A 26,361-nucleotide genomic window follows, 5' to 3' on the forward strand; every position below is an offset into this window, starting at 1 on the left:
ACAGACCGCCCGAGCTCAGGCCGCTCAGCTGTTCAGCCGTTCGACCGTTCAACTGTTCAGACCGCGATCGCGACCTCGGCCAGGCCGCCTTCTGGGCGACGACCGTGCGGTCGGCGGTGGCGCCGGGGACCAGGGCGCGTACGGTCCAGGTGCCCTCGGCCGCGTAGAAGCGGAACTGGCCCGTCGCGGAGGTGGGGACCTCCGCGGTGAACTCGCCGGTCGAGTCCAGCAGGCGGACGTAGCCGGTCACCGGCTCGCCGTCGCGGGTCACCTGGCCCTGGATCGTGGTCTCACCGGGCTTGATCGTCGAGGCGTCCGGGCCGCCGGCCTTCGCTCCACACATGTCTTTCTCCATTTAGGGGGTCTGACCGGGGGGAAGGCCGGTCGGGGCGTACGGGGTGTTCGCTTACTTGTTGGCGCCGAGCTCGATCGGAACGCCGACCAGGGAGCCGTACTCGGTCCAGGAGCCGTCGTAGTTCTTGACGTTCTCCACGCCCAGCAGCTCGTGCAGAACGAACCAGGTCAGCGCGGAGCGCTCACCGATACGGCAGTAGGCGATGGTGTCCTTCGCCAGGTCCACCTGCTCCTCGGCGTAGAGCTCCTTGAGCTCCTCGTCCGACTTGAAGGTGCCGTCGTCGTTGGCGTTCTTCGACCACGGGATGTTGCGGGCGGACGGGACGTGGCCCGGACGCTGCGACTGCTCCTGCGGCAGGTGGGCCGGGGCGAGCAGCTTGCCGGAGAACTCGTCGGGCGAGCGCACGTCGACCAGGTTCTGCGAACCGATGGCCGCCACGACGTCGTCGCGGAAGGCGCGGATGGACGTGTCCTGCGGCTTGGCCTTGTACTCGGTCTTCGGGCGCTCGGGCACCTCGGAGCCGTCGACCAGCTCGCGGGCGTCCAGCTCCCACTTCTTGCGGCCACCGTCGAGGAGCTTGACGTTCTCGTGGCCGTACAGCTTGAAGTACCAGTAGGCGTACGACGCGAACCAGTTGTTGTTGCCGCCGTAGAGGATCACCGTGGTGTCGTTGGCGATGCCCTTGTCCGACAGGAGCTTCTCGAAGCCCTCCTGGTCGATGAAGTCACGGCGTACCGGGTCCTGGAGGTCCTTCGTCCAGTCGATCCGGATGGCGTTCTTGATGTGGTTCTTCTCGTACGCGGAGGTGTCCTCGTCGACCTCGACGATGGCGATGTTCGGGTTGTCCAGGTTCTCCTGGACCCAGTCGGCGTCGACGAGGACGTCGCTGCGGCTCATGCTCTTTCTCCTCCGGGGCAGTTGCGGCGGGGCGTGCGGGTGCCTCCGGCGGTTCGGCCGGGGTGCGCGCACGGGTGCCCCTGTGCGGGGCGGCAGAATGCGGACTCTTTCCCCCGAGTCGGAGGGTGTTCCGCTCAGAAGGGGCGACAGAGCATGGCGGCGACGCGGCACAGGTCCACTGCCCGCCGCTTCGTGAGATCCGCCTGTCGCATCATGGCGTCGATCGTAGGGACGGACAGGCGGACATGTCACCGGCGTGTCGTATTCTGAGACGCGATCGTCCGGAATGTGGGATGGCTGGAGGACAGGGGCCGCGCCCGCGCCGATTGACGGCCGATTCCCGTCCGGTTCCCGGCGAAGGTTTCCGTCGTCACATCTGCGGTACGGACGTCGGCGTCTCGTTCCTCGGACAGTTGGAGACCGTCGAACCCGGACCCACCTGGGCCAGAGCTACCCGGCCAGGCTGAGGTTCGAACCCTTCACCGAGATCTCCACACCGTCCGGCGCCGCCTCGACCTTGTCGAGCTTGATGTCGCCGGGGAGGTCGTCGATGGCCTGCTGGAAGTCGGTGATCCGGCGTACCGTCTCCTCGGCGAGGCCCAGGTCGGGGAGGGAGTCGGCCTGTACCTCGACCTTGTCGTCCTTGACGCTGACGGTGCTGAGCACGGAGACCGTCCTGGGCTCCAGGGCCGGGGGATCGACCTCGACGGCGACCTTGATCTTGCCGTTGCCACCGTCGGAGAGGCCGACGACGCGGGCGGTGAAGCCGAGGCCGACGTCGGTCGGCTCCGACTTGGCGGCCTTGAGGAGTTCGTCGTACGCGATGGTGGCCGTGCCGGTGGCGGTGGCCGCGGTGGCGGAGCTGAAGTCGCTGGAGAAGGAGACGCCGCTCATCTTGGCCTTGAGGTCCGCGATGCGGATGGTGTCGACGGCGTCGCCGGTGCCGGTCGCCTTGGCCTCGTAGTTCTTGATGCCGATCTCGACGTCGTCCAGTTCGCCGCTCGCGACCTGGGTGAGGAACGGGAAGCCCTTGATGGAGACGTCCGGGGTGTCGGACAGGCCCTCGCTGGTCTTGAGCTGCTGCGCCGCCTCGTCCTCGGCGAAGCCGACGGCTACGCGGTCCGCGATCACGAAGAGGCCGCCCAGGATCACGGCGACGATGAGAAGTATCCGCAGTGCGCGCATGTCTCGGTGTTCCCCACGTTGTCCACTCGACGGTCGGTTCGTGCGCTGTGAGCTCAACGACCTGAGTGGCCGTCCGACGCGAGCCTAATCGCGTGGCCGTACGACCGGGATGGGTTCGGGGGGCTTGTTGATCACCTGTGACAGGGCACGCGGCGGGTCTCCTGGTGTTTTTCGCCCCCGCCGCCCCTGCCCATCCCCCCGCGCCCTTTCAGGGGCGCGGGGGGAGAAAAAACCGGGTCAGCCCAGGGCTCGGCCCAGCAAGTACACCGCTGGGGCCGCCGCTGTCAGGGGGAGGGCCACGCCTGCGGTGAAGTGGACGAAGCGGGAGGGGTAGTCATAGCTGGCCACCCGGTGGCCGATGAGGGCACAGAGGCCCGCGGCGCCACCGAGGAGGGCACCGGAGGTACCCAGCTCCGTCACCCCGCCCACCGCGATACCCGCCCCCGCCGCGGCCAGCAACGACACCACCGCGGACACCGACGTCGGCAGCGGAAGCGCCCGCGCCAGCACCGCCACGGCCACCGCGACCCCGCCCACGGCCACCGCGTCCGCGACGGCCGCCAGATACCCGGCCGCGATGATCGACAGCGCCGCCGAGGCCACCGTCGCCATCAGCCCGTACATCCGCTCATCGGGATCGGCATGGCTGCGCAGCCCGAGGACGATGCCGAGCAGCACCCACACCCCGAGCGTCCCGAGGATCGCCGCGGGCGCGTGCTCCCGGCCGGCCGCGAACAGCGCCGCGTCCGCCGCGAGCGCGCCCGCGAAGGCCAGCACGATGCCCTGCCGGGCCGGCCACATGCCGTTCAGCCGGAACCAGCCCGCCGCCGTCACCGCCTGCAGCGCCACCAGCGGTACGGCGAGCGCGTACTCCCCGATCGCCGCCGCGCCCGCCAGCAGCAGGCCCAGCACCGCCGTGATCAGCGCCGGCTGCATCCCCGGCTCGATGATCGGCGACCGCCCCTCGGCCCGCGCCCGCTGCGCGTCGGTGATCCGGGCGTTGCCGCCGATGGTCGCCGGGCCGTACCCGGGGTCGGGTTGCGCGACGGGGGCGCTCTGGGGCCGCGTCTGCCCCTGCGGTTGCGGCTGGGGGTGGGGGTGGGGTTGGGCCGGTGGCTGGGACGTGTACCGGCCGTCCGACTGCGGCGGCAGGTACGCCGTCTCCGTCAGGTTCGCCGGGACCGCGGCCTGCGGCTGCAGCTGGGTCTCCCAGGTCTGGCCCTCCCACTGCTGGGTGTACTGCTGGGCGTGGGCGGCCTGGGACTGGTCGTAGCCCTGCCAGCCGTCCTGCTGCGGCTGGGGTTGGGGCTGAGGCTGGTGCTGGGCCGGGTGCTGCGGATACGGGTCGTACCCCTCGTACCCCTCGTACGAGGACCCGTACGGCTGGTTGCTCATGATCTGGGGGTCACCCTCCTGCGAACGGCGGGAGCACCTCGACCGTGCCGCCCTCGGCCAGACGTACCGTCTCATGTTCACGGGTGCCCACGGGGTCACCGTCGACGAGGAACGAGCAACGCAGCAGTACGCGAGGGAGTTCGCCGGGGTGTCGCTCCCGGGCCGCGTTCAGCGCGTCCGCGAGGGTGGCCGCGTCGTAGGGCTCCTCGGCGACGCCGGCCGCGGCCTTGGCTGCCGCCCAGTAGCGGAGGGTGCCCTTTGCCATCTGAGTTCCTCTGTCTTGTCGTGACGGGATCAGGCTACGGGGGGATCGGGGTCGTGTGGAAACCGTGGAAACCGCGGAAAGCCCGAAGGCGGCCTCGCTCAACGGGGCTCCGCCCCCGGCCCTCTCTTCACCAGCCATTCGCCCATCCGACCCAGCAGCTCCTCCCCCGCCGCGTTCTCCGCGTGCCCCATCCCCCGCTCCAGCCACAGTTCCCCGTTCTCCCCCGCCGCCTCCGCCAGCATGAGCGGGTGGTCCACCGGGAAGTAGCCGTCGCTGTCTCCGTGGACGATCAGCAGCGGCGTGGGGGCGATCAGCGGAACCGACTCCACCGGGGAGAGCGGGACCGGGTCCCAGTCGCGGTGGTGGATGCGGGTGCGGAAGCCGTAGCGGCCGACGGCTCGGCCCAGGGGGTGGGTGATGAGCCAGTGGACGCGGCGCATGGGGACCGTGCCCCGGTAGTACCAGCGGGCGGGGGCGCTGACGGAGACGACGGCGTCCGTTGCCGCGTCCGGCCGCGCGGCATGCCGTAGGACGACCGAGCCACCCTCCCCCACTGCCTTAAGGGCGTGGGAGGTACCCCCAGAAGCCGACCGTGGCGACGCGGGTGTGACCGAGTTCGCGGGCCCAGCGGACGGCCGCGGCCAGGTCGAGGACCTCGCGGTCGCCGACCGTGGAGTGGCCGCCGGAGCGGCCGTGGCCCCGGAAGGAGAAGGTGACGACCGAGCCGTGACGGGCCAGCGTCCGCGCGACTCTGCGGACGTGCGGGCGGTCCACGTCGCCCGTGAAACCGTGGGCGACGACGACCGCCAGGTGGCCGGAGGGTGGAGTTCCGGTGTCGTCGGGGTCGATGGCGTCGGCGTCGTATACGGCCGCACCCGGGTCGTATACGGCGTCGATGTTCACCCCGTCTTCAGTGGTCAGAAACCTGCGCAAAGGGCTCTGCGAGGGGCGGAGATGCGTTCGATCGGCCGTCTCAGAGTTCGGAATGTCGAAAGATCGCGTCACATGGCCTGCCGGACCAGCACTCATGTCGGCTATTCTGCTGGACAGAGGACTCGGGCAACGTAGCCCCCGGGTCCTTTTGTGCTTTCGGAAGCGTTGTATACGAAGTGGGAAACACCAGGTGACGGTAGGTGCCGGGTGAACCACGGAGGTACGGGCCCCCCGGATCGCAGAGCAGAACGCTGTGACGTTCCGCGGTACCGCTGTGCGGTACCGCAGTGCTGTTCACGGTGCCGAGACGTCCTCGCAGGGACCGAGGAGGAACCAGACGTATGAGTTCTCTGCTGCTCCTGACCAATGCCCTCCAGCCTTCCACGGAGGTGCTTCCGGCCCTGGGCCTGTTGCTGCACAACGTGCGGGTGGCTCCGGCGGAAGGCCCCGCCCTCGTCGACACCCCGGGTGCCGACGTGATCCTGATCGACGGGCGGCGTGACCTCCCGCAGGTCCGCAGCCTGTGCCAGCTGCTCCGGTCGACCGGACCGGGCTGTCCGCTCATCCTCGTCGTGACGGAGGGCGGGCTCGCCGCCGTCACCGCCGACTGGGGCATCGACGACGTACTGCTCGACACCGCCGGCCCCGCCGAGGTGGAGGCACGGCTGCGGCTGGCCATGGGCCGGCAGCAGATCGTCAACGACGACTCCCCGATGGAGATCCGCAACGGCGACCTGTCGGTGGACGAGGCGACGTACTCCGCCAAGCTCAAGGGCCGGGTCCTCGACCTCACCTTCAAGGAGTTCGAGCTCCTGAAGTACCTCGCCCAGCACCCCGGTCGCGTCTTCACCCGCGCCCAGCTCCTCCAGGAGGTCTGGGGCTACGACTACTTCGGTGGCACCCGGACGGTCGACGTCCACGTACGACGGCTGCGCGCCAAGCTCGGGCCCGAGCACGAGTCCCTGATCGGAACCGTCCGGAACGTCGGTTATCGATTCGTTACGCCCGAGAAGACGGACCGCGCGGGCGACGACGCGAAGGCCAAGGCGGGCGCCTCAAAGGCGGAGGATGCGGACGAGACGGCGCCGTTGGACGCCGCCGAGGTCGCTGCCGACGCATAGCGGCGACCGGGTCGGGCCGTACCCGGGTGGCATGTACACAGCTCCCGCACAGGGAGGGCTGTGTACGCCCTGCCCAGCGGCGGTCCATCCGCGTAGACTCCGCGCGTGGCCAAGGTGACTAGGGATGATGTGGCGCGACTGGCGGGGACGTCCACCGCCGTCGTGAGCTATGTCATCAACAACGGACCCCGGCCGGTTGCCCCGGCCACGCGCGAGCGTGTCCTCGCCGCGATCAAGGAACTGGGGTACCGGCCCGATCGGGTCGCCCAGGCCATGGCGTCGCGGCGCACCGACCTCATAGGCATGATCGTGCCGGACGCGCGCCAGCCCTTCTTCGGCGAGATGACCCACGCGGTCGAGCAGGCCGCCGCCGAGCGCGGAAAGATGGTGCTGGTCGGCAACACCGACTACGTCGCCGAGCGCGAGGTCCACTATCTGCGGGCGTTCCTCGGAATGCGGGTCTCCGGGCTGATCCTCGTCAGCCACGCGCTCAACGACAACGCCGCCGCCGAGATAGAGGCGTGGGACGCCCGTGTCGTGCTGCTCCACGAGCGGCCCGAGGCCATCGACGACGTCGCCGTCGTGACCGACGACATCGGCGGCGCCCATCTCGCCGTGCGGCATCTGCTGTCCCACGGGCCCGCGTATGTCGCCTGTATGGGTGGCATCGCCGAGACGCCGCTCGTCGGCGACCCCGTCTCCGACCACGTCGAGGGATGGCGACGGGCCATGGACGAGGCCGGGATCTCCACGGAGGGGCGCCTCTTCCAGGCGCCGTACAACCGGTACGACGCGTACAACGTGGCCCTGGAACTGCTCTCCGGGCCCGATCGGCCGCCGGCGATCTTCTGCTCCACCGATGACCAGGCCATCGGTGTGCTGCGGGCCGCACGCGAATTGCGGATCGAGGTGCCGGGGGAGCTGGCGGTGGCCGGGTTCGACGACGTGAAGGAGGCGGCGCTGACAGATCCGCCGCTGACGACGATCGCGACGGACCGTACGGGCATGGCTCGGGCCGCGGTGGACCTGGTGCTGGACGACGGGATTCGAGTGGCCGGGTCACGCAGGGAACGGGTGAAGCTGTTTCCGTCGCGGCTGGTTGTGCGGCGGTCCTGCGGTTGCGGGTAGCGCCGTAGGGGATCGGGTTCGTTGCGGGCTGCGGGTTCGTCGTGGCTGCTCGCGCCCACGCGGCTGAGCCGCACATCGGCACAGCCCCGCGCCCCTTACGGGGCGCGGGGAACCTTTCCTGACTAGAACAGCGCGTTGTACTGGTTGTAGCCCGTGCCCAGTTTGACGCGGCTGCCGAACAGGGACGTCGACGCCTTGTTCGTGCCCGGGTAGAGCCACAGGGTGCCGCCGGAGTCGCGGGTGATGACGTCGGCGATGGCGTCGCCGGTTACGTCGCCGTCGGTGACGTACGCCGTGAACTTCCAGCCTGTGCGGGCCTTGATGCGGGGCGACCAGGGGGAGGACGCCTTGCCGGTGCCCCGGTAGAGGTAGAGCGTGCCGTCGGAGGCGCGGACCAGGAGGTCGGGCTTGCCGTCGCCGGAGAGGTCGCCGCGGCCGAGGAGCTTGGCGCCCTTCCAGGCCTTGTTCACGACACGGATCTTGCTGTTGAACTGGCCGTTGCCCTTGCCGGGGTAGAGGTAGACCGAGCCGTCGGCGTCGAGGGCGAGGAGGTCGGGGCGGGCGTCACCGGTGAGGTCGCCGGGGATGGCGTACGACTTGTAGCCGCCCCAGACGGAGCTGATCTGCATCCAGGTCCACTCCCAGGTGGAGTGGCTCATGTAGCTGCGGTACAGCTTGCCGTCGTTCCTGTCCCGGATGATCAGGTCCTGGTAGAAGTCCCGGTCCAGGTCGGCCTGCATGCCCCAGCTCGCGTTCTGCCAGCCGTTGCCCTGGTACTCGCGCTGCGCCAGCGACGTGCCGTCGCTCTTCTGCAGGAAGAGGTTCCCGGAAGGCGTGCGGGCGAGGAGGTCGGCGCGGCCGTCGTACGTCAGGTCGGTGTCGTCGATGCGCGGCTGCGCGGCCCAGGTGTACGAGGAGACCTTGGTGAACACCGGGTAGGCGCCCTTGGCGACACAGCCCGAGACACCCCAGGAGACGATGCCGACGACCTTGCCGCCGACGACCAGCGGGCCGCCGGAGTCGCCGCTGCAGGTCGTGGTGGTGCCCTCGTCACCGCCGGAGGCCGGGGTGCCCGCGCAGACCATCGAGCCCTCGGCGAAGTAGTCCTTGCCGAGGACCGACTGCATGGCGCTGTTGCAGGTCGAGTCCTTGACCAGCGGCAGCGTCGCCTTCTTCAGCTTCGCCGACAGCTGGGCGTCCTCCGCGCCCGACGTCAGACCCCAGCCGTACGCCGTCGCCGAGGTGCCGACCGTGTAGAGCGCGCTGTCGTCGGACGCGGCCAGCGGCAGCCACTTCTGCGGCAGCGGGCGGTCCAGGGTGAGGACGGCGACATCGTTGCGGATGGTGTCGGCGTCCCACTTCGGGTGCTCCCACTGGCGCAGGACGCCCGCGACCGAGCCGGTGCTGTCGTCGTACAGATCGGTCGTGCCGGCCAGCACGGCACCGTGCCGCACCCAGTCCAGGTCCTTGGTGCAGTGGGCGGCCGTGAGGACCTTGTTCGGGGCGACCAGGGTGCCGCCGCAGAAGTAGCCCGTGTCGGTGTCCGCGTTGTAGTAGGCGAGCTGGACCATCCAGGGGGCGGTGGAGATCGTGGTCTCGCTGCCGCCGATGATGAACGGGGACGGGGTGGTCGAGCCTTCGGCGGACTCTTCGGTGGAGTCTTCGGTGGACTCCTCAGTGGTGTTCTCGGTGGTGTTCTCGGTGTTCTCGGTGTCCTCGACAGAGGATCCGGTGGCCGGGCTCGCCTGGTCCTCCGCCGCCTTGATGACGCGGTCGCGGAGTTCCTTGGCGGAGGCCTTGGGGGCCGCGGGCTGGTCGAGGGACACGGTGGGCCGGTCCGACGCGTCGGCCGCCGCCGCGGGCTGCGCCGCGAGGACGGCGCCGCTCAGGGCCAGGGCCAGCGTGGCCGCGGGAAGTGCCTTGAGGGCACGTATCACTCAGGGCTCCTGGTGTGGTGGGTGTCGTGGGCAGCCCGAGAAGGGCATACGACGCCGACCACCCCGATACGGGTTGTACCGCGGAGCCCCCCTCCGGCCGAGTGATCGTAGGTCTCACGTGTCCCGCCGTACACGGAAATCACAGGGACCGAGAGGGATCGGACGAGTATTCGGATATCGAGTTCCGGTACGCCACCGCACGGCAACCTCTTGTTTCCCATGCGGGCGAGGGTGAGGGCTTTCGATCCTGGGGCCCGGGCGCCTTTATATGGGGCACACGAGGTTCTGGCGGGCTTCTCAGGGAGCACTCAGGAAGGTCTCATGGAGGCGCGACAAGCTCTGAGTCATGACCGAGAGCTTCCGCCGCAGCGGCGAGTACGAGAACCCCTTCCAGGGTGAACAGCAGCACTCCGGGTACGCCCAGGGCGAGACCCAGCAGCAGCCCACGTACCTCCAGCAGCAGCACGCCTCCGCCCCGGTGAACCCGGAGTGGCCGCCTCCGCCGGCGTACGACCCGGCCCAGGCCGCCCCCGCGGGCCCCGCCGCTCCGGAAGCCGGCGCAGCCACCGCAGCCACCTCGGCCTCGGGGGCGCCCACCGCCCTCCTCACCGAGCCGGTCTCCTCCGGGGCCGCCCCCGCGCCCGCGGCGAAGAAGCGGGCCCGTGGCCCCCTCGCGCTGCTGGCGGCCGTGGCGATCGTGGCGGCGGCCATCGGTGGCGGTACGGCGTACGGCATCCAGGAGCTGACCGGTTCGAACACCACCGCCTCCAGCTCCACCAGCACCAGCGTGGTGCCGACCAGCCAGAAGGGCACGGTCTCCGGGGTGGCCACGGCGGTCAGCCCGAGCATCGTGGAGATCAGCGCCACCTCGAACCAGGGTGAGTCCACCGGTTCCGGCGTGATCATCACCAGCGACGGCGAGATCATCACCAACAACCACGTGATCTCCGGCGCCTCCCAGATCAAGGTGACGACCAGCGACGGCAAGTCCTACACCGCCGAGGTGGTCGGCACCGACAGCAAGAAGGACCTCGCCCTCATCAAGCTGCAGGACGCCTCCGGGCTGAAGGCGGCCACGCTGGGCGACTCCGACGCGGTCAAGGTCGGCGACGAGGTCGTGGCGATCGGCTCGCCCGAGGGCCTGACCGGTACCGTCACCAGCGGCATCGTCTCGGCCCTCGACCGTGACGTGACCGTCTCGACCGACGAGAGCCAGAGCCAGGACCAGGGCGGTGGCGGAGGTCAGTGGCCGTTCGAGTTCGGCGGCCAGCAGTTCAACGGCGACACGGGTTCGTCGACGACGACGTACAAGGCGATCCAGACGGACGCCTCGTTGAACCCGGGCAACTCCGGCGGCGCCCTCATCGACATGAACGGCAACATCATCGGCATCAACTCCGCGATGTACTCCGCCTCCGACGCCACCTCCGCGAGCGCCGGCAGCGTCGGTCTCGGCTTCGCCATCCCGATCAACACCGTCAAGTCCGACCTGAGCACGCTGCGCGCGGGCGGCTCGGACTGAGGTCCACCACTCACCTCCCCTGTCTTCCAGTCCCGCTGAGTCCCTTCCAGTCCCGCTGAGTCCAAGGAGTTCGACATGATCACGCAGATCAGGCACGGCGCTCAGATCAAGCAGGTCTCGCACGACGTCGTGACCGCCGGCGGCCCGGCCGGGCTGGTCCTCGCCCTAGCGGTGGCCGCCGAACTGCACCCCCCGGTGACCCGGGCCCCCGAGGTGGCGTCCGCCGCCCGTGCCACGGCCCGCCGCAACACGGCGGCGCGCCTGCACCGCCGTACGGTGCGCAACTGATCCTTATCCCCCGGCCCTGGAACGTGCGAGGCTGAAGTCCAGCCAAGACCAAGCCAAGACCACGTCACGTCCCGACCGCACCCCGAGGAACGACACACCATGAGCCCCGCCGAAGGCGACCGTGAACCCCAGCGCATCCTGATCGTCGACGACGAGCCGGCGGTGCGCGAAGCACTCCAGCGCAGTCTCGCCTTCGAGGGCTACGACACCCTGGTCGCGGTCGACGGCGCGGACGCGTTGGAGAAGGCGACCGCGTACAAGCCGGACCTGGTGATCCTCGACATCCAGATGCCCCGCATGGACGGTCTGACCGCCGCCCGCCGTATCCGCGGCGCGGGCGACACCACCCCCATCCTGATGCTGACGGCCCGCGACACGGTCGGCGACCGCGTCACCGGCCTCGACGCCGGCGCCGACGACTACCTGGTCAAGCCCTTCGAACTCGACGAACTCTTCGCCCGCGTACGGGCGCTGCTGCGCCGCAGCTCGTACGCCGCCGCCGTGGCCGACGACTCCCGGGACGACGAGGCGCTCACCTTCGCCGACCTGCGGATGGACCTCGCGACCCGCGAGGTCACACGGGGCGGGCGACCGGTGGAGCTGACCCGTACCGAGTTCACGCTCCTGGAGATGTTCATGGCGCACCCGCGCCAGGTCCTCAGCCGCGAGCAGATCCTGAAGGCGGTCTGGGGCTTCGACTTCGAGCCGTCCTCCAACTCCCTCGACGTGTACGTCATGTACCTGCGCCGCAAGACCGAGGCCGGCGGCGAGCCGCGTCTCGTCCACACCGTCCGGGGCGTGGGGTACGTACTGCGACAAGGCGGCGCCGAGTGAACAAGGTCCTACGCCGCTACCGCTCCCTGCCCATCCGCACCCGCCTGTCGATGCTGGTCGCGGCGGCGGTGGCCTTCGCGGTGGCGGCGGTGTCGGTGACGTGCTGGTTCATTGTGCGGGGCAAGCTGTACTCGGAGATCAACGAGGACCTGGAGTCCATGGTCGTCCGCGCGCTGCCGAAGGAGTTCGTCGAGGAAAACGTCCTCACCGCCTGCCCCCAGGCACCGTCGCAGACGTTCGCTCCCGGCCCGCGGGGCAAGGGGTACGCGCAGGTGGTTCGGTCGGACGGCACGCTGTGCGTCTTCCCCAACTCCACGGGCGTGGTGAAGGTCGCGGACAGCGACAAGTCGGTAGCCGACTCCCCGAAGATCAAGAGCGGAACCATCCGCAACGGCACCGACAGCGAGGGCAATTCGGTGCGCGTACTGACTACCGCGCTCGTCGTCGAGGACGCCGGCGGCCAGTACGTGGTCCAGGACGCCGCCTATGTCGTCGCGACCCCCCTCACGGGCACCGAGTCCACACTCAACGAACTGGCGCTGCTGCTCCTCCTCGTCTCCGGTATCGGAGTCGTGGGCGCCGGAGCCGCGGGTCTGGCCGTGGCACGGGCGGGGCTGCGCCCGGTCGACAAGCTCACGGAGGCGGTCGAGCATGTGGCGCGCACGGAGGACCTAAGCATCCGCATCCCGGTGGAGGAGGAGAGCGAGGACGAGGTGGCCCGCCTCTCCCATTCCTTCAACTCGATGACGAGCGCGCTGGCGAACTCCCGGGAGCTGCAACAGCAGTTGATCGCGGACGCGGGCCACGAACTGCGCACCCCCCTCACGTCCCTCCGTACGAACATCGAACTCCTCACCCGCAGCGAGGAGACGGGCCGCCCCATCCCGGCCGAGGACCGCAAGGCGCTGCTCGCGTCGGTGAAGGCCCAGATGACGGAACTGGCCTCCCTGATAGGCGACTTGCAGGAGCTGTCCCGTTCGGACTCGGGTCAGCACAGTGGCCGCCACCTCCAGGTGGTGGACTTCCAGGAGACGGTGGAGGCGGCCCTGCGCCGGGCCCGTCTGCGCGGCCCCGAGCTGACGATCACGGCGGATCTGCAGCCGTGGTACGTCCGTTCCGAGCCCTCGGCGTTGGAGCGGGCGATCGTCAACATCCTCGACAACGCGGTGAAGTTCAGCCCCGAGGGCGGCACGATCGAGGTGGCCCTGAACGCGGGCGTCCTCACGGTCCGCGACCACGGCCCCGGCATCCCCACCGACGAACTCCCCCATGTCTTCGACCGCTTCTGGCGCTCGCCTTCGGCACGTGCGTTGCCCGGCTCGGGCCTCGGCCTGTCGATCGTGGCGCGTACGGTCCAGCAGGCGGGCGGCGAGGTGACGCTGGCCCGCGCGGAGGGCGGCGGCACCGTGGCTACGGTACGGCTTCCGGGGGCGGCTACTCCGCCTCCGGAACCAACGCTGTAAATCCCTCGGGAAAGCAGGGGCCTGGGCGTTTCCCGAGGAGCGCAGAGGCTCCTCGGGAAACCTCTGTCTCGATCAGGAACGCACGTCGGTCTTTGAGGAGCACCGCTTGAACGAGCCCTTCACGACACACACCCACATCTCGTAGCTGCGGTTTTCCGTGAGGTTTCCGGGCTTCTCGACAGTGACCGGGCTGCTCTGCCCAGCGGTGGACGCCACTCGACCGGTGCTCAGATGCGCCTCGATCCCGTAGCCGTCCGCCAGACGATCATGCGCGATGAGCAGATCACCGTTGCCTCGCCATTCCACGTACCCCGCACTCTTGCCTTTGGTGTCGTTGTGAACACTGATCGACCACGACTTCTCGCTCGGAATGCTAAAACCACCGAAGCTGAAGTTGTCATGGACGACAACGGCGGGAGCCGGAGTCGCGGCCGCCACCATGAGGCCGACCGTAAGGGCGGCAGTCCCCCCTATTGATCCGAGTCTTACCTTGAAGTTCGGCATTTGTTCCCCCTGCCATCGCTTGGCATGCTTTTGACAAACAGGTCGAACATGGATGCTACGCGAACTGATGTTCCCATCCGGCGTGAATACCGTGACTGCAGGGGAAGTTGGGGTCCAGCAGAGAAGCGTCAGTGGCACGACATGGAGTTCCGCGAGGGGCCGTGAGGTCTGGCCCAGAGAGACGGCCGACTTCGATCAGGCGGCGTTGCTCCGTGACCGACAAGCAGTTCCCTTCGTGTGCGCCTGCGACGCCGACAACCGGCTCACCGACATGCGCAGGTGCTCCGAGTATTCGTGCACCCCAGCAGACCGACGAACTCCCACATCTTCGACCGCTTCTGGCACTGACCCTCTGCACATGTGTGCCCGGCTCCGGCCTGGGCGTGTCGTGACCCGCACGGGCCAGCGGACGGGCGGCCGGGGTCTTGCCGCCCCGGACGACCTTTGAGCACGCTCCCGGCCCAACCGCGCACGCCTTCTCGCGGCGGTCTACTCGACGGTGGAGGGATCGAGACGATGAGCGGGCCAGGCGTCGCGGAGCTGCCACTGCTTGGCCACCGGCAGTCCTTCGGTGTTCACGTGCACAGTGAGCTGGCCGCAGTCGATGTCCAGAAGCTTGCCGTACGGACCGGTGTGGCGCTCCGCGTACCCATGAGAGGAAGGACCGGTCATGATCGTCCAGGCTCGTGTGTACGGATCGAGCACGAGCGCGGCCGGGATGCCTACGAGTCCGTACGCCCTGGGTTTGATGACGTAGTCGTTCTCCACCGACGAGGGGGAGACGATTTCGACTGCCAGGGCGATCTCCTCGGCATCGTACGGGGATTCGTCCTGGTCGTCGCCGTGCCAGACAACCACGTCGGGACTGCGTGTCCGAGACCAGGCCGGATGGGTGAACTCGATCTCGCCCAGGACCATGTCGCCGACCTGGTCGCTGAGCTGCCGGGTGATCTCGTGCTGGGTGCGGTAGTGGGCGGGCGCTACCGGAGACATCATGACGACGCCGTCGACAACGCTGACGTCCACACCTTCGAACTGCTCATCGGCCCTACGGGCGAGGTCGATGAGGTGGGGGAGGTTGCGGGCGATGTGCTGCTCGCTCATGAGGTCCAGCTCCTCGGTGCGGTCTTGTGTACGACCTTAGCGAGCGCAGCCCTCTCACGGCGGGGCATTCGCCCGCCCACAGGCAAGCCCTCTGACGCCCTCGACGAACATCCTCCAGGCCGAGGCCCCGAAGAGCAACGCGGCGCCGTCCGGAACTCTGCTGGTCCTGGTCGGGGACTGTGCCGGGGTAGCCGTTGGCGACCTCGACGCAGTTCGTGCCGCCGCCGTTGCTGTAGGGCGACTTGTGCCACAGGGCGGTGCTGAGCTCGGGGATCACGGAGTTGCCTGCATGAGCAGGAGTCGAGGCGTGCCGAGCGCCGGGCTGCGGCCACGGCTCGACTGCCCGTCAGGACGAACCGTTACGACTGCCGGGGCACCGAAGGCTCCGCCGGAGGCACCGGAGGCGACGGAAGCGACCGAGACGGTGTGACGGGCGGTGCCGCCCGGCCTGGTGTGTCAGTGGTGCTGGCTACGGTGGCGACGTACTGGTCTTGTCGTGTCGGGGGGGTGCCTCTATGTCCTTCGTCAAGGCTGAGTGGGTCATGCGAGGGCGGTTTCGGGGCTTCTGGGTTCGTAGAAGGTGCCGTCGCGGAGCATGGCGAACAGCACGCTGATGCGGTGGCGGGCGAGGTGGAGGAGGGCCTGCGTGTGCGTCTTTCCGCGGGCCCGGCATTTGTCGTAGTAGGTGCGGGAGGCGGGGTCGTGCAGGGCGGCGAAGGCGGAGAGGAACATCGCGCGTTTGAGCTGCCGGTTGCCGCTTCTGGGTGCGTGTTCGCCGTGGATCGAGGTCCCCGAGGATCTGGTGGCCGGTGCCAGGCCGGCGCAGGAGGCGAGGTGGGCGGCAGTGGGGAAGCTGGTGCCGTCGCCGACGGTGACCAGCAGCACGGCGGCGGTCCTGACCGCGACCCCCGGCATCGAGGTCAGGACCTTGGAAAGAGGGTGATCCTCCAGGAGGGTCTTGATCTGGGCTTCCAGGGACTGGCGTTGTTCGTGGACAGCGGCAAGGGAGCGGGCCAGAGACGGGATCACGGTGTCGAGGGTGCCGGTCCCCGGAACGACGACGGTCTGTTCGTCGAGTGCGTCGAAAACCTCGTCGATCAGCCGGGCGGCCATGCGCGAAGCCTTGGGCCGGATCACCTCAACGAGCCTGCGGCGACCGGCTTTGCGCAGCGCGGCCGGGGAACCGTAGCGTTCCAGCAGCCAGGTCACGGCCGGGTGGTCCAGACGTGGCCCGAGGACGCGTTCCAGGCTGGGGGGGGAACTGGGTGAGCAGGCCGCGTATCCGGTTGGAAGTGCGGGTGGCCTCGGCCGCCAGGTCCTACTCAGCGATACCCGCGGGTCCGCAGCTCCTCATCAGTGGTCGAGTCGTCGTGCGGCCCCGGGCGGCCAGGTGTCACAGGAACCATTGAAGGCAACCACCCCCAAGCCATACCCGGGGCCACTGGATCCTCCGGACCGTACGACAGCCCATCCGACCCATCAACAACGTAGGACCACCCCCCAGGTCATCCGTTCGACAGGGGGAACAGCCATGCCGGGCCCGGAGGCCAGCGGCCCTCTTGCAGGACCGCGAAGAAGATAACGGGGGGACGTATGTGTGACGGCATCGGTTGGCTGGGCGACCGGGACGCGGGGTTGGACAACGTGGTGTTCGCCCGCGGTGTCACCCCGGAGGACTTGGCCGTACGAATGGGCGGCACGTCTGGCTCCGCCGTGGAACTGACCGGCCCCGATGTCGAACGCCTCCTGCATCGGCGGGGGTCCGGTGAGAGCGGTGTGGTGAGGGTCGGGGCCTGCGGCGACTGGTCGTACGCGGTGGCGTATCTCAACGACCCCACGCGGGACGACCTGGCGGTCAGAGCGTCGCGGGGCGGCGTCGAAGCCATCCAGTACCTGCCGATGCCATGGCACCCGCCGGACCAGTTCTCCTACTTCCGCGACGGCTCGCTGGTGTGCGCGTTCGGGGTCAGGGAGGAAGCGCACCGCTGGGGCCGGGAGCCGGATCATCTGCTGCCGGTGCTGGTGGCGGGCGGGGTCCTGGCTCCGGACGGCAAGACCCACCCCGAGCCGGAGCCGCCGCTGGGCCGCAGGCACCTCACCCTCACCACGCTCGAACAGCACTTCGGCCTGTGCCTGCCCATGGCCTCCGCGATACGCGAGCCCCTGCCCGCGTACACGATCCGAGGCGACCTCTCCCTGACCCCGGACCCCGATCTCCCTCTCATCCACGCTTGGACCACCGAACACGGCTACCACGTCGGCTGGAGCCCCAGCGGCCACGTACCGGCCTCGATACGGGCGGCGTATACCAGGGCCACCGGCACCTGATGGGCCGAGGCCGCAGTCGGCCACCGCCGAGCCGGATGCGCGGGATGACGAGGTCACCGCATTCTGAGCCAGGTCGCCGAACCGCACCGACGCGGGCATGGGTGGACGAACTCGTGTGCCGACCCTTGATCGCTTCCAGGAATGCCGTCACCAAGGCACCCGCGATCAGAGGAAGCGCAGCCGTTCCAGCGCCCCGTGGAGGTCACGGACCCAGCGGTCGTAGGCAGGCACCTGCCTGAGCATGTCCAGGGACACGTGCTGGCCAAGCCGGTCGAAGTCACGTTCGGGCCGGTGCCGGGGGCCGAACGCCTGGGCAAGGATCTTCTTCGGGTCCGTGACCTTCTCCACCTCACGAGGCGACCTGACCAGGTCACGGACCACCGACGCGGGTGCCTCCGGCAGAGCGGCGGGATCGGCGAGCATCCAGGCCTCGGTCTCTCGCACGGGGACGATCCCGATGACGCGCTCGGCATCCTGCGGTCGGCTGAGCGCGCCCTGTAGGGACTCGACCTTGCCGCGCTCGTTGTGGTCGTGATGGATGATCACGAGGTCCATGTCCTTCAGGAGCGACTCGACCTCTTTGAGGACCTGTTCGCGTGGCGCCACGGTGAAACACTCACCGCGAAAGGCGTCTCCGAAGTCGAACCCGCCCGCCGCGTCCGTCGCCAGTGCCTCCACCTGGCGATTGATGAGCGGAAGCAGGAACCACGGATCGCTGGGGCCTTCGGCGAGCAGGGCGATCATGAGATACCTACGCCCCACGCGCGTACCCCACCGGGTCGATGTACTGCCGTACTTCCATGGGGGTGACGTAGGTGCCTCGCTCGCCGTTTTCGGCGACGGTGCGAACGCGGGTGAGCCTGGTCGGCGTCTGTCCGCCGCCCACGCGGGTGACCGTGTCAAGGAAGGCGACGTTGTGCGGAGCCTCGTCGCGAAGGGAGGCCAGCACGACAGGAGAGTGGGAGGTCACAAGGATCTGACAGAAGCCGTCGCCGCTGCCTGCCTCGTCTTCTTGGAACCAGTCCTGCCGTTTGACATCTGCTGCCAGCTCCGTGGCCCGCCCCCGCAGCCGTTCCAGGAGTCTTGGCACGCGGCTCGGATGCAGTCCGTTCTCCGGCTCCTCCAGCATCAGCACACCGGGATGGGTGGGATCGTGTGTCGCCGCGAGAAGGGCAAGCATGCGAAGCGTTCCGCCTGAAACGACGCGCGGGGTCATCCTCGGCTCATGCTTGTGCTGGATCCAGATCTCCCACAAAGCTCGGTCCTCGTCCCGGATCACATCGATCTCCCGGATATCGGGGAGAACCGCAGCGACATCCGACACGTAGTCGGACAGTCGCTCCGGTTCCCCGCCCCACAACCGCCCGAGCACCGCGCCCAGGTTGCGTCCGTCCTCGGCGAGGGGATCGGAGTCGTAAGCGTCAGCCGGCTGGCGCATTGCCTCGGGCGAGGGGTCGAGGATGCGCCATCCCGCCGAAGCGCGGCTTACGGCGTTGTAGACCTCGCGCTCGGCTTCGTTCTGCTTCACCGGATCCGGATCGTGAGGGAGCCGGTGGAGTAGGTGGAGCACGTTGTCATCGATCTGGTCCGCGACATGTCGTGGCAGCTTCACGCCTTCACTGCTGATGGGCGTCATCTGCACCCGGATACCCAAGGGCTCCGGCGCTTCGCGATAGCTGACGGTCGCATCAACACGTACATGTGCCGGCCCGTAGTTGGGGGTTCGCACCAGCACGTTCGCGCTCAGCCTCAACTCGTCGACCAAGTCACCGCCCGGCCCTCGCCGGAACAGCTCCCGAGGCCCACCCCGTCTGGCATATCGCACCAGTGTCTGGCTCCGTGGGTCTCTCATCAGTCGACCCAGCAGCACTACCGCTTCCAGCAGGTTGGACTTGCCCGAGCCGTTTGCCCCCAGCAGGACGAGGAACGGCGGCAGGTCGAGCGAGAAATCGTCGAACGTCTTGAAGCCGTCGATCTCGATCCGGGTGATCATCGCTGCTCCTCACTCATCGCAGGCTCAGGAGACGGGTGCGTCGTCACAGTAACCGCCGACCGTCCCCGCACCACCCTGTGATCAGCAGCGCAGGGTGCTATTCACCCTTGACGGCCTCGACGAACACCGTCCAGGACCGCGTTCCGAAGACCAGCATGCCGGTGTCCGGGACCTTGCTGTCCCGGATGGGGACTATGCCGGAGATGCCGTCGGCTACTTCGAGGCAGTTCGTGCCACCCCCGTCGCTATAGGACGACTTGCGCCACACGGCGGTGGTGAGGTCGGGGGTCCGGTTCATGGTCTGCACTCCTCCAGAAGGCGCTTGATGAACGCCGTCGACTCCACTGGGGTCAGGGCCGCGTCCCTGACGCGATCGTAGGCCAAGCGGAAGGCCAGGACTCTTTCCGGATCCTCGATCAACTCACCGATGCCGTTGCCCTCCGAGTAGGCAATGGCATCGCCGCCTCGCTGCCAGAAGAGCCAGAGGTGACCGTCCATGAGGTCATGCTGGCCAGCCGCGTACGGCAGCACCTGAATCACGATGGACGGCGACTCCGATGCCTCCACCAGGTGCGAGAGCTGGTCCGCCCACACCTTCTTGTCGGGAACGGCTCGCCGCACGGCCCCTTCGTCGAGGATCACGCGGACACTCGGCGCCGGATCGCGGTACAGCAACTCCTGCCGTGCCATGCGCGCAGCCACCTGTTCCTCGATCTCCTCGCTGTTGCCAGTTGTTGTCTGGGCGCCAGACAACCCTGACAACACCGTGCGGGCATAGCCCTCGGTCTGCAACAGGCCCGGCACCCGCAGCTGGAACATCCACATGACCCGAGCCGTCGCCTCCAGCTCCATGAACGCCTTGTACTTGTCCTTGATGACCTCCTTCCGCGCGTCCTCCCACAGCCGAACCAGCAGGTCGCCGGAGCCGTAGTACGTGTCAAGGTCCTCCATCACCGCTCGCTTGGAAAGCCGCTCCCCGCTCTCCAGCCGATACAGATAGCTCTTGTCGTACGACGTCTCGGCCGCCAGCTGCGCCAGCGTCTTGTCCGCCTTCTCCCGTAGGAACCGCAGCGTCCGCCCGAGCGCCGCACGCCCCGAGTCCGGCTGCCCGTCAACGAGTTCGCTCATGTCACCCCTCGCCGTTGCCTGGCGCCCAGACAACGCCAGCCCTCTTCCGCAGCGTACGGCGAAGCAGTGAGGATCAGGACACGAACGGTAATCACCGCTCGTCAACCGACCCTGAAATAACCCTGAGAAGACATGAGGAGCACCGGCGTGCGCACACTCGTCGCAAAACTCTGCGAGAAACTGCTCCCCGGACGCGGGCGGCGTCGGGCGGCGGCTGCGGCTCGCCCCGGCCGCCACGGCGCGCCGTTGGAGCCCGGCCCGCCGCCTCCTCCCCCGCCCGTCGACGACCTCTGGCCCTTCGAGCCGTACGACAACTTCGTGCGACCCTACGTGCTCACTGCGGAGGAGTTGTACGTGGTCTACGGCATGGAAGGGGCGCCCGCATGATGCCCGGACTGCGGCTGCTGCCCTGGACGACGCCCGACGGCAAGCCCTGTTACCTCGACCCGGACACCATTCACCCCGGCCCTCTCTCCCAGCTCGCCGACAGCGTGGAGGTCATGCAACTCGGCTCGGCGGAGGACGTGTTGGGCGGCGGCAGGGCCGTACTCGCGGACCCGGCGGCCGGGGAGCGGGCCTTGCGCTTCGCGCTGACGCGGGCGACCGAGTCGTTGGAAGACGTGCTGCGGATCGCGGTCAGCCGAGGCCTGCGGATCGAGGCGGCCGGCGGCGAGGACGACTCCTGACGCCGACCGGTGGCCGCCGACACCGACATAACGGCAGTAGGAGCGCACCACCATGCGAACCGCACTGAAGGCAAGGCTGAGGAAGAGCACACTCGTTTTGGCGTCCACCGCGCCGACCGTGGCCGGTGTCATCGCCGGATCCGGTTCCGCGCAGGCGGCCGGGCCGGGTGACGCGCCCAACATCCGGGGCGTGGACCCGGGCAACACCGACTCGATGATCGACAAAGATCGAGCAGAAGCTCGACCCCAAGACCTGCGCCCACTGAGGCACGGGCTCGGCGGTTGCTGTACGCGCGGCGCCCCGCCCCCTGAGGGAGGATGCTGTTGGTTTATTCGGGGCCGTGCGTGACGTCGGCCTTCGAGACCTGGTTGTGGTCTTGAAGGCCGACGTTGTCGTATGGGGTGGGTGCGGATGTCGATGCAGCCGAAGGGGTCTGGGGAGATCCCGGCGGAGACGGTGCGGGTGGCGCGGGCCGCGTTCCCGAAGGGGAGCCTGGCCATGCGGCTGCGGGACGAGTTGGGGCCGATGTTCACGGATGAGGAGTTCGCGGACCTCTTCCCCGCCCGGGGGCGTCCTGCCTGGTCACCCGCCGGGCTGGCACTGGTGTCGGTATTGCAGTTCGTCGAGGGGCTGACCGACCGGCAGGCGGCGGAGGCGGTGCGGGCACGGATCGATGTCAAGTACGCGCTCGGGCTTGAGCTGGACGGTCCGGGCTTCGATTTTTCGGTGCTGTCGGAGTTTCGGGACCGGCTGGCTCGGGTGGACGGCGGGCGGCGGGTGCTGGACGGCGTCCTGGCCGCGGCCCGGGAGAAAGGGCTGCTCAAGAGGGCGGGGCGGGCCCGCACGGACTCCACGCATGTGTTGTCGACGGCGCGTGAGCTGTGCCGGCTGGAGATGGTGGCGGAGACCTTGCGGTCGGCGTTGAACGCGCTGGCGCAGGCGGCACCGGACTGGCTGGCCGGTGCCGCCGAGCCCGACTGGTTCCGGCACTACGCGACCAGGGCCGAGGACAGCCGGTTCCCCACCGGCCGCGCGAAGCGGGACGAGGTGGGGACGCGGATCGGCCGGGACGGAACACACCTGCTGACGGCTGTCTTCGCGTCCGGCGCCCCCGAGGCTCTGCGCCGGCTCGCGGAGGTGGAAACCCTGCGGAAGGTGTGGGTCCAGCACTTCCACCAGGTGGAGGGCGAGGTGAGGCGGCGGAGCCCAAAAGACCGCCCGCCGGGCGCGTTGCGCCTGGTCACCCCGTATGACACCGACGCGCGTGGCAGTGTCAAACGCGACACGATGCGGGACGGTTACAAGGTCCACCTCACCGAGACCTGTGAGCCGGACACCCCGAACCTGATCACGAACGTCGCCACGACGGTGGCCACCGTCCAGGACCGGTCGATGGCCGAGACGATCCACAACCAACTCGCCTCGCGTGACTGCGTACCCGGCGAGCACTGGGTCGATGCCGGCTATCCCACCGGCGCGGCCCTGGTCAGCGCAAAGCGCGACCACGGCATCGCGCTGCACGGCCCTCTCCAGGCCGACAGCAGTGCCCAGGCCGGTGCGAACAGTGGCTTCGGTCAGGACGCCTTCACCATCGACTGGGAGAACGGGAAGGCTGCCTGTCCCGGCGGCAAGACCAGCATCCGCTGGGGCGAGAGGCTTTCCCAGCGCGGGCAGCCCGTGCTCGAAGTGCAGTTCTCCGTACTCGACTGCCGCCCGTGCTCGTTGCGGAAGGCATGCATCAACTCGCCCAACGGCACACGTCGCTCGCTGCGGCTACGTCACCACGACGAACACCACGCGCTCCAGGCGGCCAGAGCCGAGCAGACGAGCGATGAATGGAAGGGACGCTACAAGGTCCGGGCTGGGGTCGAGGGCACCATCGCCCAGGCTGTTCAAAGCTGCGGACTGCGCCGATCCCGCTACCGGGGTCTGGTGAAGACCAGCCTCCAGCACCAGCTCACCGGCGCGGCGATCAACCTCGCCCGCATCGACGCCCACCTCGCCGGTAGACCACGAGCCCGCACCCGCACCAGCCACTTCGCAGCACTTCGCCCCGCCGACCAAACAATCGACGAGGCGAAGTAGTAGGCCCCGAATAAACCAACAGCATCCCCTGAGGGAGTGCGGGGCGCCGCGTGTCGGAGAACCACCGGATGGTTCGGCGAACTACCGGATGACGGTGATGCGGTTCGCCGCCGGCGGGGCCAGCGGGTTGGTCGCCGAGGAGTTGGTCAGCAGGTACTGCTCCAGGGCCGCCAGGTCATCGCCGCCGACCAGGTCGTTCGTGCCCTTGCCCAGCGTGGTGAAGCCGTCGCCGCCGCCCGCGAGGAAGCTGTTGGTGGCGACGCGGTACGTGACGGTGGGGTCGATGGCCGTGCCGTTGAGCTTGACGGAGTCGACGACGACACGGTCGGCGCCGGACTTCGTCAGGTCGAGCGTGTAGGTGAGCCCGGTGGACGGCAGCAGGATCTTCGGCGAGGCGGCGTTCGTACCGCTCACCTGCTCCTGGAGCACCGAGATCAGCTGGGCGCCCGTGAAGTCCTGAAGGTTCACCGTGTTGGAGAACGGCTGGACGGTGAAGCCCTCGGCGTAGGTCACCACACCGTCGCCCTCGGTGCCCTTGGCCGCGTAGGTGAGCGGCGCGCGCACACCACCGGGGTTCATCAGGGCGAGGTCGGTCTCCGGGTCCAGCGCCTTGCCGGCGGCCAGCTGCGCGTCGGCGATGAGGTCGCCCATCGGGGACTCGGTGCCGGCGTTGGGCACGTCGGCGGATATGTAGCCGATGGGGCGGTTGCCGATGGGCGCGGCGAGGGTGTTCCACTTGCTGATGAGGGCCGTCATGTCGGCGGCCTTCTCCACGTTCCGGGTGACGACGTGGTTCGCGGACTTCACCGCCGTACGGGAGATGTCACCGGTCAGCCGGTCGTACGTCAGCGTCGTGTCGGTGTAGAGACGGCCGAAGGACGCGGCCGAGGTGACCGTACGCGGCCTGCCCGACGGGTCGTTGATCGTGCAGGCGTACGCGGCGTGCGTGTGGCCGGTGACGAGGGCGTCGACCTTCGGCGTGATGTTCTTGGCGATGTCGACGATCGGCCCGGAGATGCCGTCACCGGCGCCGGGCGAGTCGCAGTCGTAGTTGTACGCGGTGGAGGCGGGCAGACCGCCCTCGTGGATCAGGGCGACGACCGACCTGACGCCCTGGCGCTCCAGCTCCTTGGCGTACTTGTTGATCGTCTCGACCTCGTCCTTGAACTTGAGGCCCTTGACGCCCTCGGCGGAGACGACGCCCGGGGTGTCCTCCAGGGTCACACCGATGAAGCCGATCTTGATGCCGTTCTTCTTCCACACCCAGTAGGGCTTCAGGAGAGGCTTGCCGGTCTTCTCCTCGATGACGTTCGCGGCGAGGTACGGGAAGTCCGCGCCCTCGAACTCCTCGCCGTCGACATAACAGCCGTCGGTCGGGTGGCAGCCGCCCTTCTGCAGCCGGGCCAGCTCCTTGGCACCCTCGTCGAACTCGTGGTTGCCGACGCTGGTCACGTCCAGGTCGAGGCCGTTCAGCGCCTCGATGGTGGGCTCGTCGTGGAAGAGGCCGGAGATCAACGGGGAGGCGCCGACCATGTCACCGGCCGCCGCCGTGATCGAGTACTTGCTGTTCTGGCGGGCCTTGCGCAGGTGCGTGGCCAGGTACTCGACACCACCGGCGTCGATCGTCGTGGTCGTACCGTCCTCGTGCAGCTCGGTCACCCGACCCGAGGAACCGGCCGGCGGCTCCAGGTTGCCGTGCAGATCGTTGAACGACAGCAGCTGCACGTCCTGGTACCGGCTCGGCTTGTGCTTCCCCGGGTACGAGTGGGTCTCACCGGCGCTCGCCGGAATCGCGGCGGCCAGCGCACCCACCGTGGCCAGCCCGGCGGCGGCGGCGAGGATCCGGTTACGGCGACTTCCACGGCGTTGCGCCTGGGGTGTGGCGGACATGTGCCCCCCTGGGTTTCGTAAGAGAAGAGTGAGTTTCAGGCCCCGTCGGCCGGAAGCCTAGGGTCAACGCGCGTAGCACGGGAGGGGGTTCATGGTTACGACCTGGTTGCCGTCAAGGAGGACTCGCAAGAAAGGGGGACATTTGGCGCCGTCGAGAGGGGGCGCGCCCCAAGGGGCGCGGGCAACCGCGCGACCAGCCGCATCCGACCCGCACCCGCCCGTCCACAGCTGATCCCGAGCTCATAGGCGCACCCGGCCCGCAGAGCTAACCTCGTACCCATGACCAGCGACGACACGGCCCTGCCCAGCAGAGCGCGCCGGATCACAACGCTCCTGGAACTCACCCCCGCCCAAACCGAGGCTGTCCTCGCGCTGATCGCGGAAGCGGCCCGCGCGGACGGCCAGCAGGCAGTCTCGGAACAAGGCCGACTGCAACTCCGCGGCGGTCCCCGCGAAGGGGTCCGGCACTTCCTGCTCACCCTCGGGGACAGCACCGTGGGCGACCAACTCGTCGGCTACGCCCAACTGGAGGACACCGACCCCGTGGAGGCCCCGGCCGCCGAGCTGGTCGTCCACCCCTCCCACCGGGGCCAGGGCCATGGCCGAGCCCTCGGCTCCACCCTGCTCGCCGAGTCCGGCAAACGCCTGCGTGTCTGGGCGCACGGCGGCCACTCCGCCGCCCGGCACCTCGCCCAGGTCCTCGGCCTCACCCTCTTCCGCGAACTCCGCCAGATGCGCCGCTCCCTGGCCGACTTCGACCCACCCGAGCCGGTCCTCCCCGAGGGCGTCACCGTCCGTACGTTCGTCCCCGGCGAGGACGACGCCGCCTGGCTCGCGGCCAACGCGGACGCCTTCGCCCACCACCCCGAGCAGGGCTCCCTCACCCAGCGCGACCTCGACGACCGCAAGGCCGAACCCTGGTTCGACCCGGCCGGCTTCTTCCTGGCCTTCCGGGGCGGTGAACTCATCGGCTTCCACTGGACGAAGGTCCACGCCGCCGAACAGCTCGGCGAGGTGTACGTCGTCGGCGTCCGCCCCGGCGCACAGGGCGGCGGCCTCGGCAAGGCCCTCACCACGATCGGCCTGCGCCACCTGGCCACGCAGGGCCTGCCCACCGCGATGCTCTACGTCGACGCCGACAACAAGGCGGCGGTGACGGTGTACGAGCGACTGGGCTTCGTGACGTACGAGACGGACCTGATGTACCGCAGCGAGACCTGAGTGAGGTACCGCGGCGAAACCCGAGTGAGACAGCGCGGCGAAACCTGACGTACCGGGGCGAAGACAAGGCCCCACAGGCGGAGTTGTCCACAGGAGGG

25 protein-coding genes and 4 pseudogenes are annotated in these 26,361 nt (G+C 68.9%); 11 read left to right on the forward strand and 18 right to left on the reverse strand.

Translation table 11 applies throughout. The annotated features are described in order from the left end of the window. Positions 1 to 56 precede the first annotated feature (56 nt). From STRIP9103_RS20990 to STRIP9103_RS21015, 7 genes and pseudogenes are all read right to left on the reverse strand, one after another. Positions 57 to 343, reverse strand: a pseudogene (locus STRIP9103_RS20990) (DUF1416 domain-containing protein). 63 nt (positions 344 to 406) lie between these two features. After that, the gene (locus STRIP9103_RS20995; RefSeq protein ID WP_009316444.1) at positions 407 to 1,252 is read right to left on the reverse strand and encodes a sulfurtransferase; all 846 of its coding nucleotides are present in this window, start codon (positions 1,250 to 1,252) and stop codon (positions 407 to 409) included. 134 nt (positions 1,253 to 1,386) lie between these two features. Continuing rightward, positions 1,387 to 1,467, reverse strand: coding sequence for an Ms5788A family Cys-rich leader peptide (locus tag STRIP9103_RS53485; protein ID WP_408996949.1), 81 nt, complete (start codon positions 1,465 to 1,467; stop codon positions 1,387 to 1,389). A 235-nt stretch (positions 1,468 to 1,702) separates the two neighbouring features. After that, positions 1,703 to 2,437: an LmeA family phospholipid-binding protein gene (locus tag STRIP9103_RS21000; protein WP_009316436.1), complete on the reverse strand. Its 735-nt coding sequence runs from the start codon at positions 2,435 to 2,437 to the stop codon at positions 1,703 to 1,705. Between the two features lie 237 nt (positions 2,438 to 2,674). After that, a complete protein-coding gene (locus STRIP9103_RS21005) occupies positions 2,675 to 3,832 on the reverse strand; it encodes a hypothetical protein (RefSeq protein ID WP_009316459.1) in 1,158 nt (385 codons plus the stop codon). A gap of 10 nt (positions 3,833 to 3,842) precedes the next feature. After that, positions 3,843 to 4,097 carry a MoaD/ThiS family protein gene (locus tag STRIP9103_RS21010; protein WP_009316441.1) on the reverse strand — a complete coding sequence of 85 codons (255 nt, stop codon included), beginning with the start codon at positions 4,095 to 4,097 and terminating at the stop codon, positions 3,843 to 3,845. A 98-nt stretch (positions 4,098 to 4,195) separates the two neighbouring features. Next, positions 4,196 to 5,126: pseudogene (locus STRIP9103_RS21015) on the reverse strand (alpha/beta hydrolase). Positions 5,127 to 5,371: 245 nt separating this feature from the next. Between STRIP9103_RS21015 and STRIP9103_RS21020 the strand changes: the two are divergent. Together STRIP9103_RS21020 and STRIP9103_RS21025 are read left to right on the forward strand one after the other, a co-directional pair. Next, complete coding sequence (locus STRIP9103_RS21020; protein WP_009316450.1) at positions 5,372 to 6,151, forward strand: winged helix-turn-helix transcriptional regulator; 780 nt, start codon at positions 5,372 to 5,374, stop codon at positions 6,149 to 6,151. Positions 6,152 to 6,256: 105 nt separating this feature from the next. Further along, positions 6,257 to 7,279, forward strand: coding sequence for a LacI family DNA-binding transcriptional regulator (locus tag STRIP9103_RS21025; RefSeq protein ID WP_009316453.1), 1,023 nt, complete (start codon positions 6,257 to 6,259; stop codon positions 7,277 to 7,279). 122 nt (positions 7,280 to 7,401) lie between these two features. Here the strand turns inward: STRIP9103_RS21025 and STRIP9103_RS21030 are convergent, their stop codons facing one another. Continuing rightward, positions 7,402 to 9,216: a trypsin-like serine protease gene (locus STRIP9103_RS21030; protein ID WP_009316449.1), complete on the reverse strand. Its 1,815-nt coding sequence runs from the start codon at positions 9,214 to 9,216 to the stop codon at positions 7,402 to 7,404. 346 nt (positions 9,217 to 9,562) lie between these two features. On the opposite strand from STRIP9103_RS21030, the gene STRIP9103_RS21035 reads away from it, so the two are divergent. The 4 genes from STRIP9103_RS21035 (at position 9,563) to STRIP9103_RS21050 (ending at position 13,323) form a co-directional block, all read left to right on the forward strand. Next, positions 9,563 to 10,738 carry a S1C family serine protease gene (locus STRIP9103_RS21035; protein ID WP_048820676.1) on the forward strand — a complete coding sequence of 392 codons (1,176 nt, stop codon included), beginning with the start codon at positions 9,563 to 9,565 and terminating at the stop codon, positions 10,736 to 10,738. Between the two features lie 75 nt (positions 10,739 to 10,813). Beyond that, a complete protein-coding gene (locus STRIP9103_RS21040; protein ID WP_009316455.1) occupies positions 10,814 to 11,026 on the forward strand; it encodes a hypothetical protein in 213 nt (70 codons plus the stop codon). 99 nt (positions 11,027 to 11,125) lie between these two features. Beyond that, positions 11,126 to 11,860: a response regulator transcription factor gene (locus STRIP9103_RS21045; RefSeq protein WP_009316433.1), complete on the forward strand. Its 735-nt coding sequence runs from the start codon at positions 11,126 to 11,128 to the stop codon at positions 11,858 to 11,860. After that, positions 11,857 to 13,323: a sensor histidine kinase gene (locus tag STRIP9103_RS21050; RefSeq protein WP_009316443.1), complete on the forward strand. Its 1,467-nt coding sequence runs from the start codon at positions 11,857 to 11,859 to the stop codon at positions 13,321 to 13,323. Before STRIP9103_RS21045 ends, STRIP9103_RS21050 begins: the two co-directional genes overlap by 4 nt. Before the next feature lie 72 nt (positions 13,324 to 13,395). Here STRIP9103_RS21050 and STRIP9103_RS45275 read toward each other — a convergent pair whose 3' ends face one another. From STRIP9103_RS45275 to STRIP9103_RS21065, 5 genes and pseudogenes are all read right to left on the reverse strand, one after another. Next, positions 13,396 to 13,764: a hypothetical protein gene (locus STRIP9103_RS45275; protein ID WP_009316442.1), complete on the reverse strand. Its 369-nt coding sequence runs from the start codon at positions 13,762 to 13,764 to the stop codon at positions 13,396 to 13,398. Between the two features lie 552 nt (positions 13,765 to 14,316). Further along, the gene (locus STRIP9103_RS21060; RefSeq protein WP_009316434.1) at positions 14,317 to 14,931 is read right to left on the reverse strand and encodes a Uma2 family endonuclease; all 615 of its coding nucleotides are present in this window, start codon (positions 14,929 to 14,931) and stop codon (positions 14,317 to 14,319) included. Between the two features lie 54 nt (positions 14,932 to 14,985). Then, a complete protein-coding gene (locus STRIP9103_RS53490; protein ID WP_374005108.1) occupies positions 14,986 to 15,069 on the reverse strand; it encodes a hypothetical protein in 84 nt (27 codons plus the stop codon). A 79-nt stretch (positions 15,070 to 15,148) separates the two neighbouring features. After that, positions 15,149 to 15,208: pseudogene (locus STRIP9103_RS53495) on the reverse strand (hypothetical protein); the annotation flags it as partial. Positions 15,209 to 15,471: 263 nt separating this feature from the next. Continuing rightward, positions 15,472 to 16,249, reverse strand: a pseudogene (locus STRIP9103_RS21065) (IS110 family RNA-guided transposase); the annotation flags it as partial. Positions 16,250 to 16,524: 275 nt separating this feature from the next. Between STRIP9103_RS21065 and STRIP9103_RS21070 the strand changes: the two are divergent. Next, entirely contained in the window at positions 16,525 to 17,259 is a 735-nt protein-coding gene (locus STRIP9103_RS21070) for a DUF6461 domain-containing protein (RefSeq protein WP_009316452.1), read from the forward strand. A 165-nt stretch (positions 17,260 to 17,424) separates the two neighbouring features. On the opposite strand, the gene STRIP9103_RS21075 is transcribed toward STRIP9103_RS21070, so the two are convergent. From STRIP9103_RS21075 to STRIP9103_RS21090, 4 genes are all read right to left on the reverse strand, one after another. Then, positions 17,425 to 18,021, reverse strand: a complete 597-nt coding sequence (locus STRIP9103_RS21075) for a DUF4276 family protein (RefSeq protein ID WP_234022253.1) — start codon at positions 18,019 to 18,021, stop codon at positions 17,425 to 17,427. Next, positions 18,011 to 19,252: an AAA family ATPase gene (locus STRIP9103_RS21080; RefSeq protein ID WP_009316463.1), complete on the reverse strand. Its 1,242-nt coding sequence runs from the start codon at positions 19,250 to 19,252 to the stop codon at positions 18,011 to 18,013. Before STRIP9103_RS21080 ends, STRIP9103_RS21075 begins: the two co-directional genes overlap by 11 nt. Positions 19,253 to 19,349: 97 nt before the next feature. Then, positions 19,350 to 19,550, reverse strand: a complete 201-nt coding sequence (locus STRIP9103_RS21085) for a DUF397 domain-containing protein (RefSeq protein ID WP_009316445.1) — start codon at positions 19,548 to 19,550, stop codon at positions 19,350 to 19,352. After that, the gene (locus STRIP9103_RS21090; protein ID WP_009316438.1) at positions 19,547 to 20,380 is read right to left on the reverse strand and encodes a helix-turn-helix domain-containing protein; all 834 of its coding nucleotides are present in this window, start codon (positions 20,378 to 20,380) and stop codon (positions 19,547 to 19,549) included. Before STRIP9103_RS21090 ends, STRIP9103_RS21085 begins: the two co-directional genes overlap by 4 nt. 147 nt (positions 20,381 to 20,527) lie before the next feature. Between STRIP9103_RS21090 and STRIP9103_RS50025 the strand changes: the two genes are divergently transcribed. The 3 genes from STRIP9103_RS50025 (at position 20,528) to STRIP9103_RS21100 (ending at position 23,152) form a co-directional block, all read left to right on the forward strand. After that, complete coding sequence (locus STRIP9103_RS50025; protein ID WP_009316440.1) at positions 20,528 to 20,767, forward strand: hypothetical protein; 240 nt, start codon at positions 20,528 to 20,530, stop codon at positions 20,765 to 20,767. Continuing rightward, positions 20,764 to 21,066 carry a hypothetical protein gene (locus STRIP9103_RS21095; protein WP_009316439.1) on the forward strand — a complete coding sequence of 101 codons (303 nt, stop codon included), beginning with the start codon at positions 20,764 to 20,766 and terminating at the stop codon, positions 21,064 to 21,066. The genes STRIP9103_RS50025 and STRIP9103_RS21095 overlap by 4 nt, the downstream gene beginning before the upstream one ends. Positions 21,067 to 21,478: 412 nt before the next feature. Beyond that, positions 21,479 to 23,152 (forward strand): IS1182 family transposase, encoded by a 1,674-nt coding sequence (locus tag STRIP9103_RS21100; protein ID WP_063747300.1) that lies wholly within the window; start codon positions 21,479 to 21,481, stop codon positions 23,150 to 23,152. A gap of 81 nt (positions 23,153 to 23,233) precedes the next feature. On the opposite strand, the gene STRIP9103_RS21105 is transcribed toward STRIP9103_RS21100, so the two are convergent. After that, positions 23,234 to 25,042 carry a bifunctional metallophosphatase/5'-nucleotidase gene (locus tag STRIP9103_RS21105; RefSeq protein ID WP_009316451.1) on the reverse strand — a complete coding sequence of 603 codons (1,809 nt, stop codon included), beginning with the start codon at positions 25,040 to 25,042 and terminating at the stop codon, positions 23,234 to 23,236. Positions 25,043 to 25,321: 279 nt separating this feature from the next. On the opposite strand from STRIP9103_RS21105, the gene mshD reads away from it, so the two are divergent. Beyond that, positions 25,322 to 26,263, forward strand: coding sequence for a mycothiol synthase (mshD, locus tag STRIP9103_RS21110; protein WP_009316446.1), 942 nt, complete (start codon positions 25,322 to 25,324; stop codon positions 26,261 to 26,263). Positions 26,264 to 26,361: the final 98 nt, after the last annotated feature.

The organism is Streptomyces ipomoeae 91-03, assembly GCF_000317595.1.
GTDB lineage: Bacteria > Actinomycetota > Actinomycetes > Streptomycetales > Streptomycetaceae > Streptomyces > Streptomyces ipomoeae.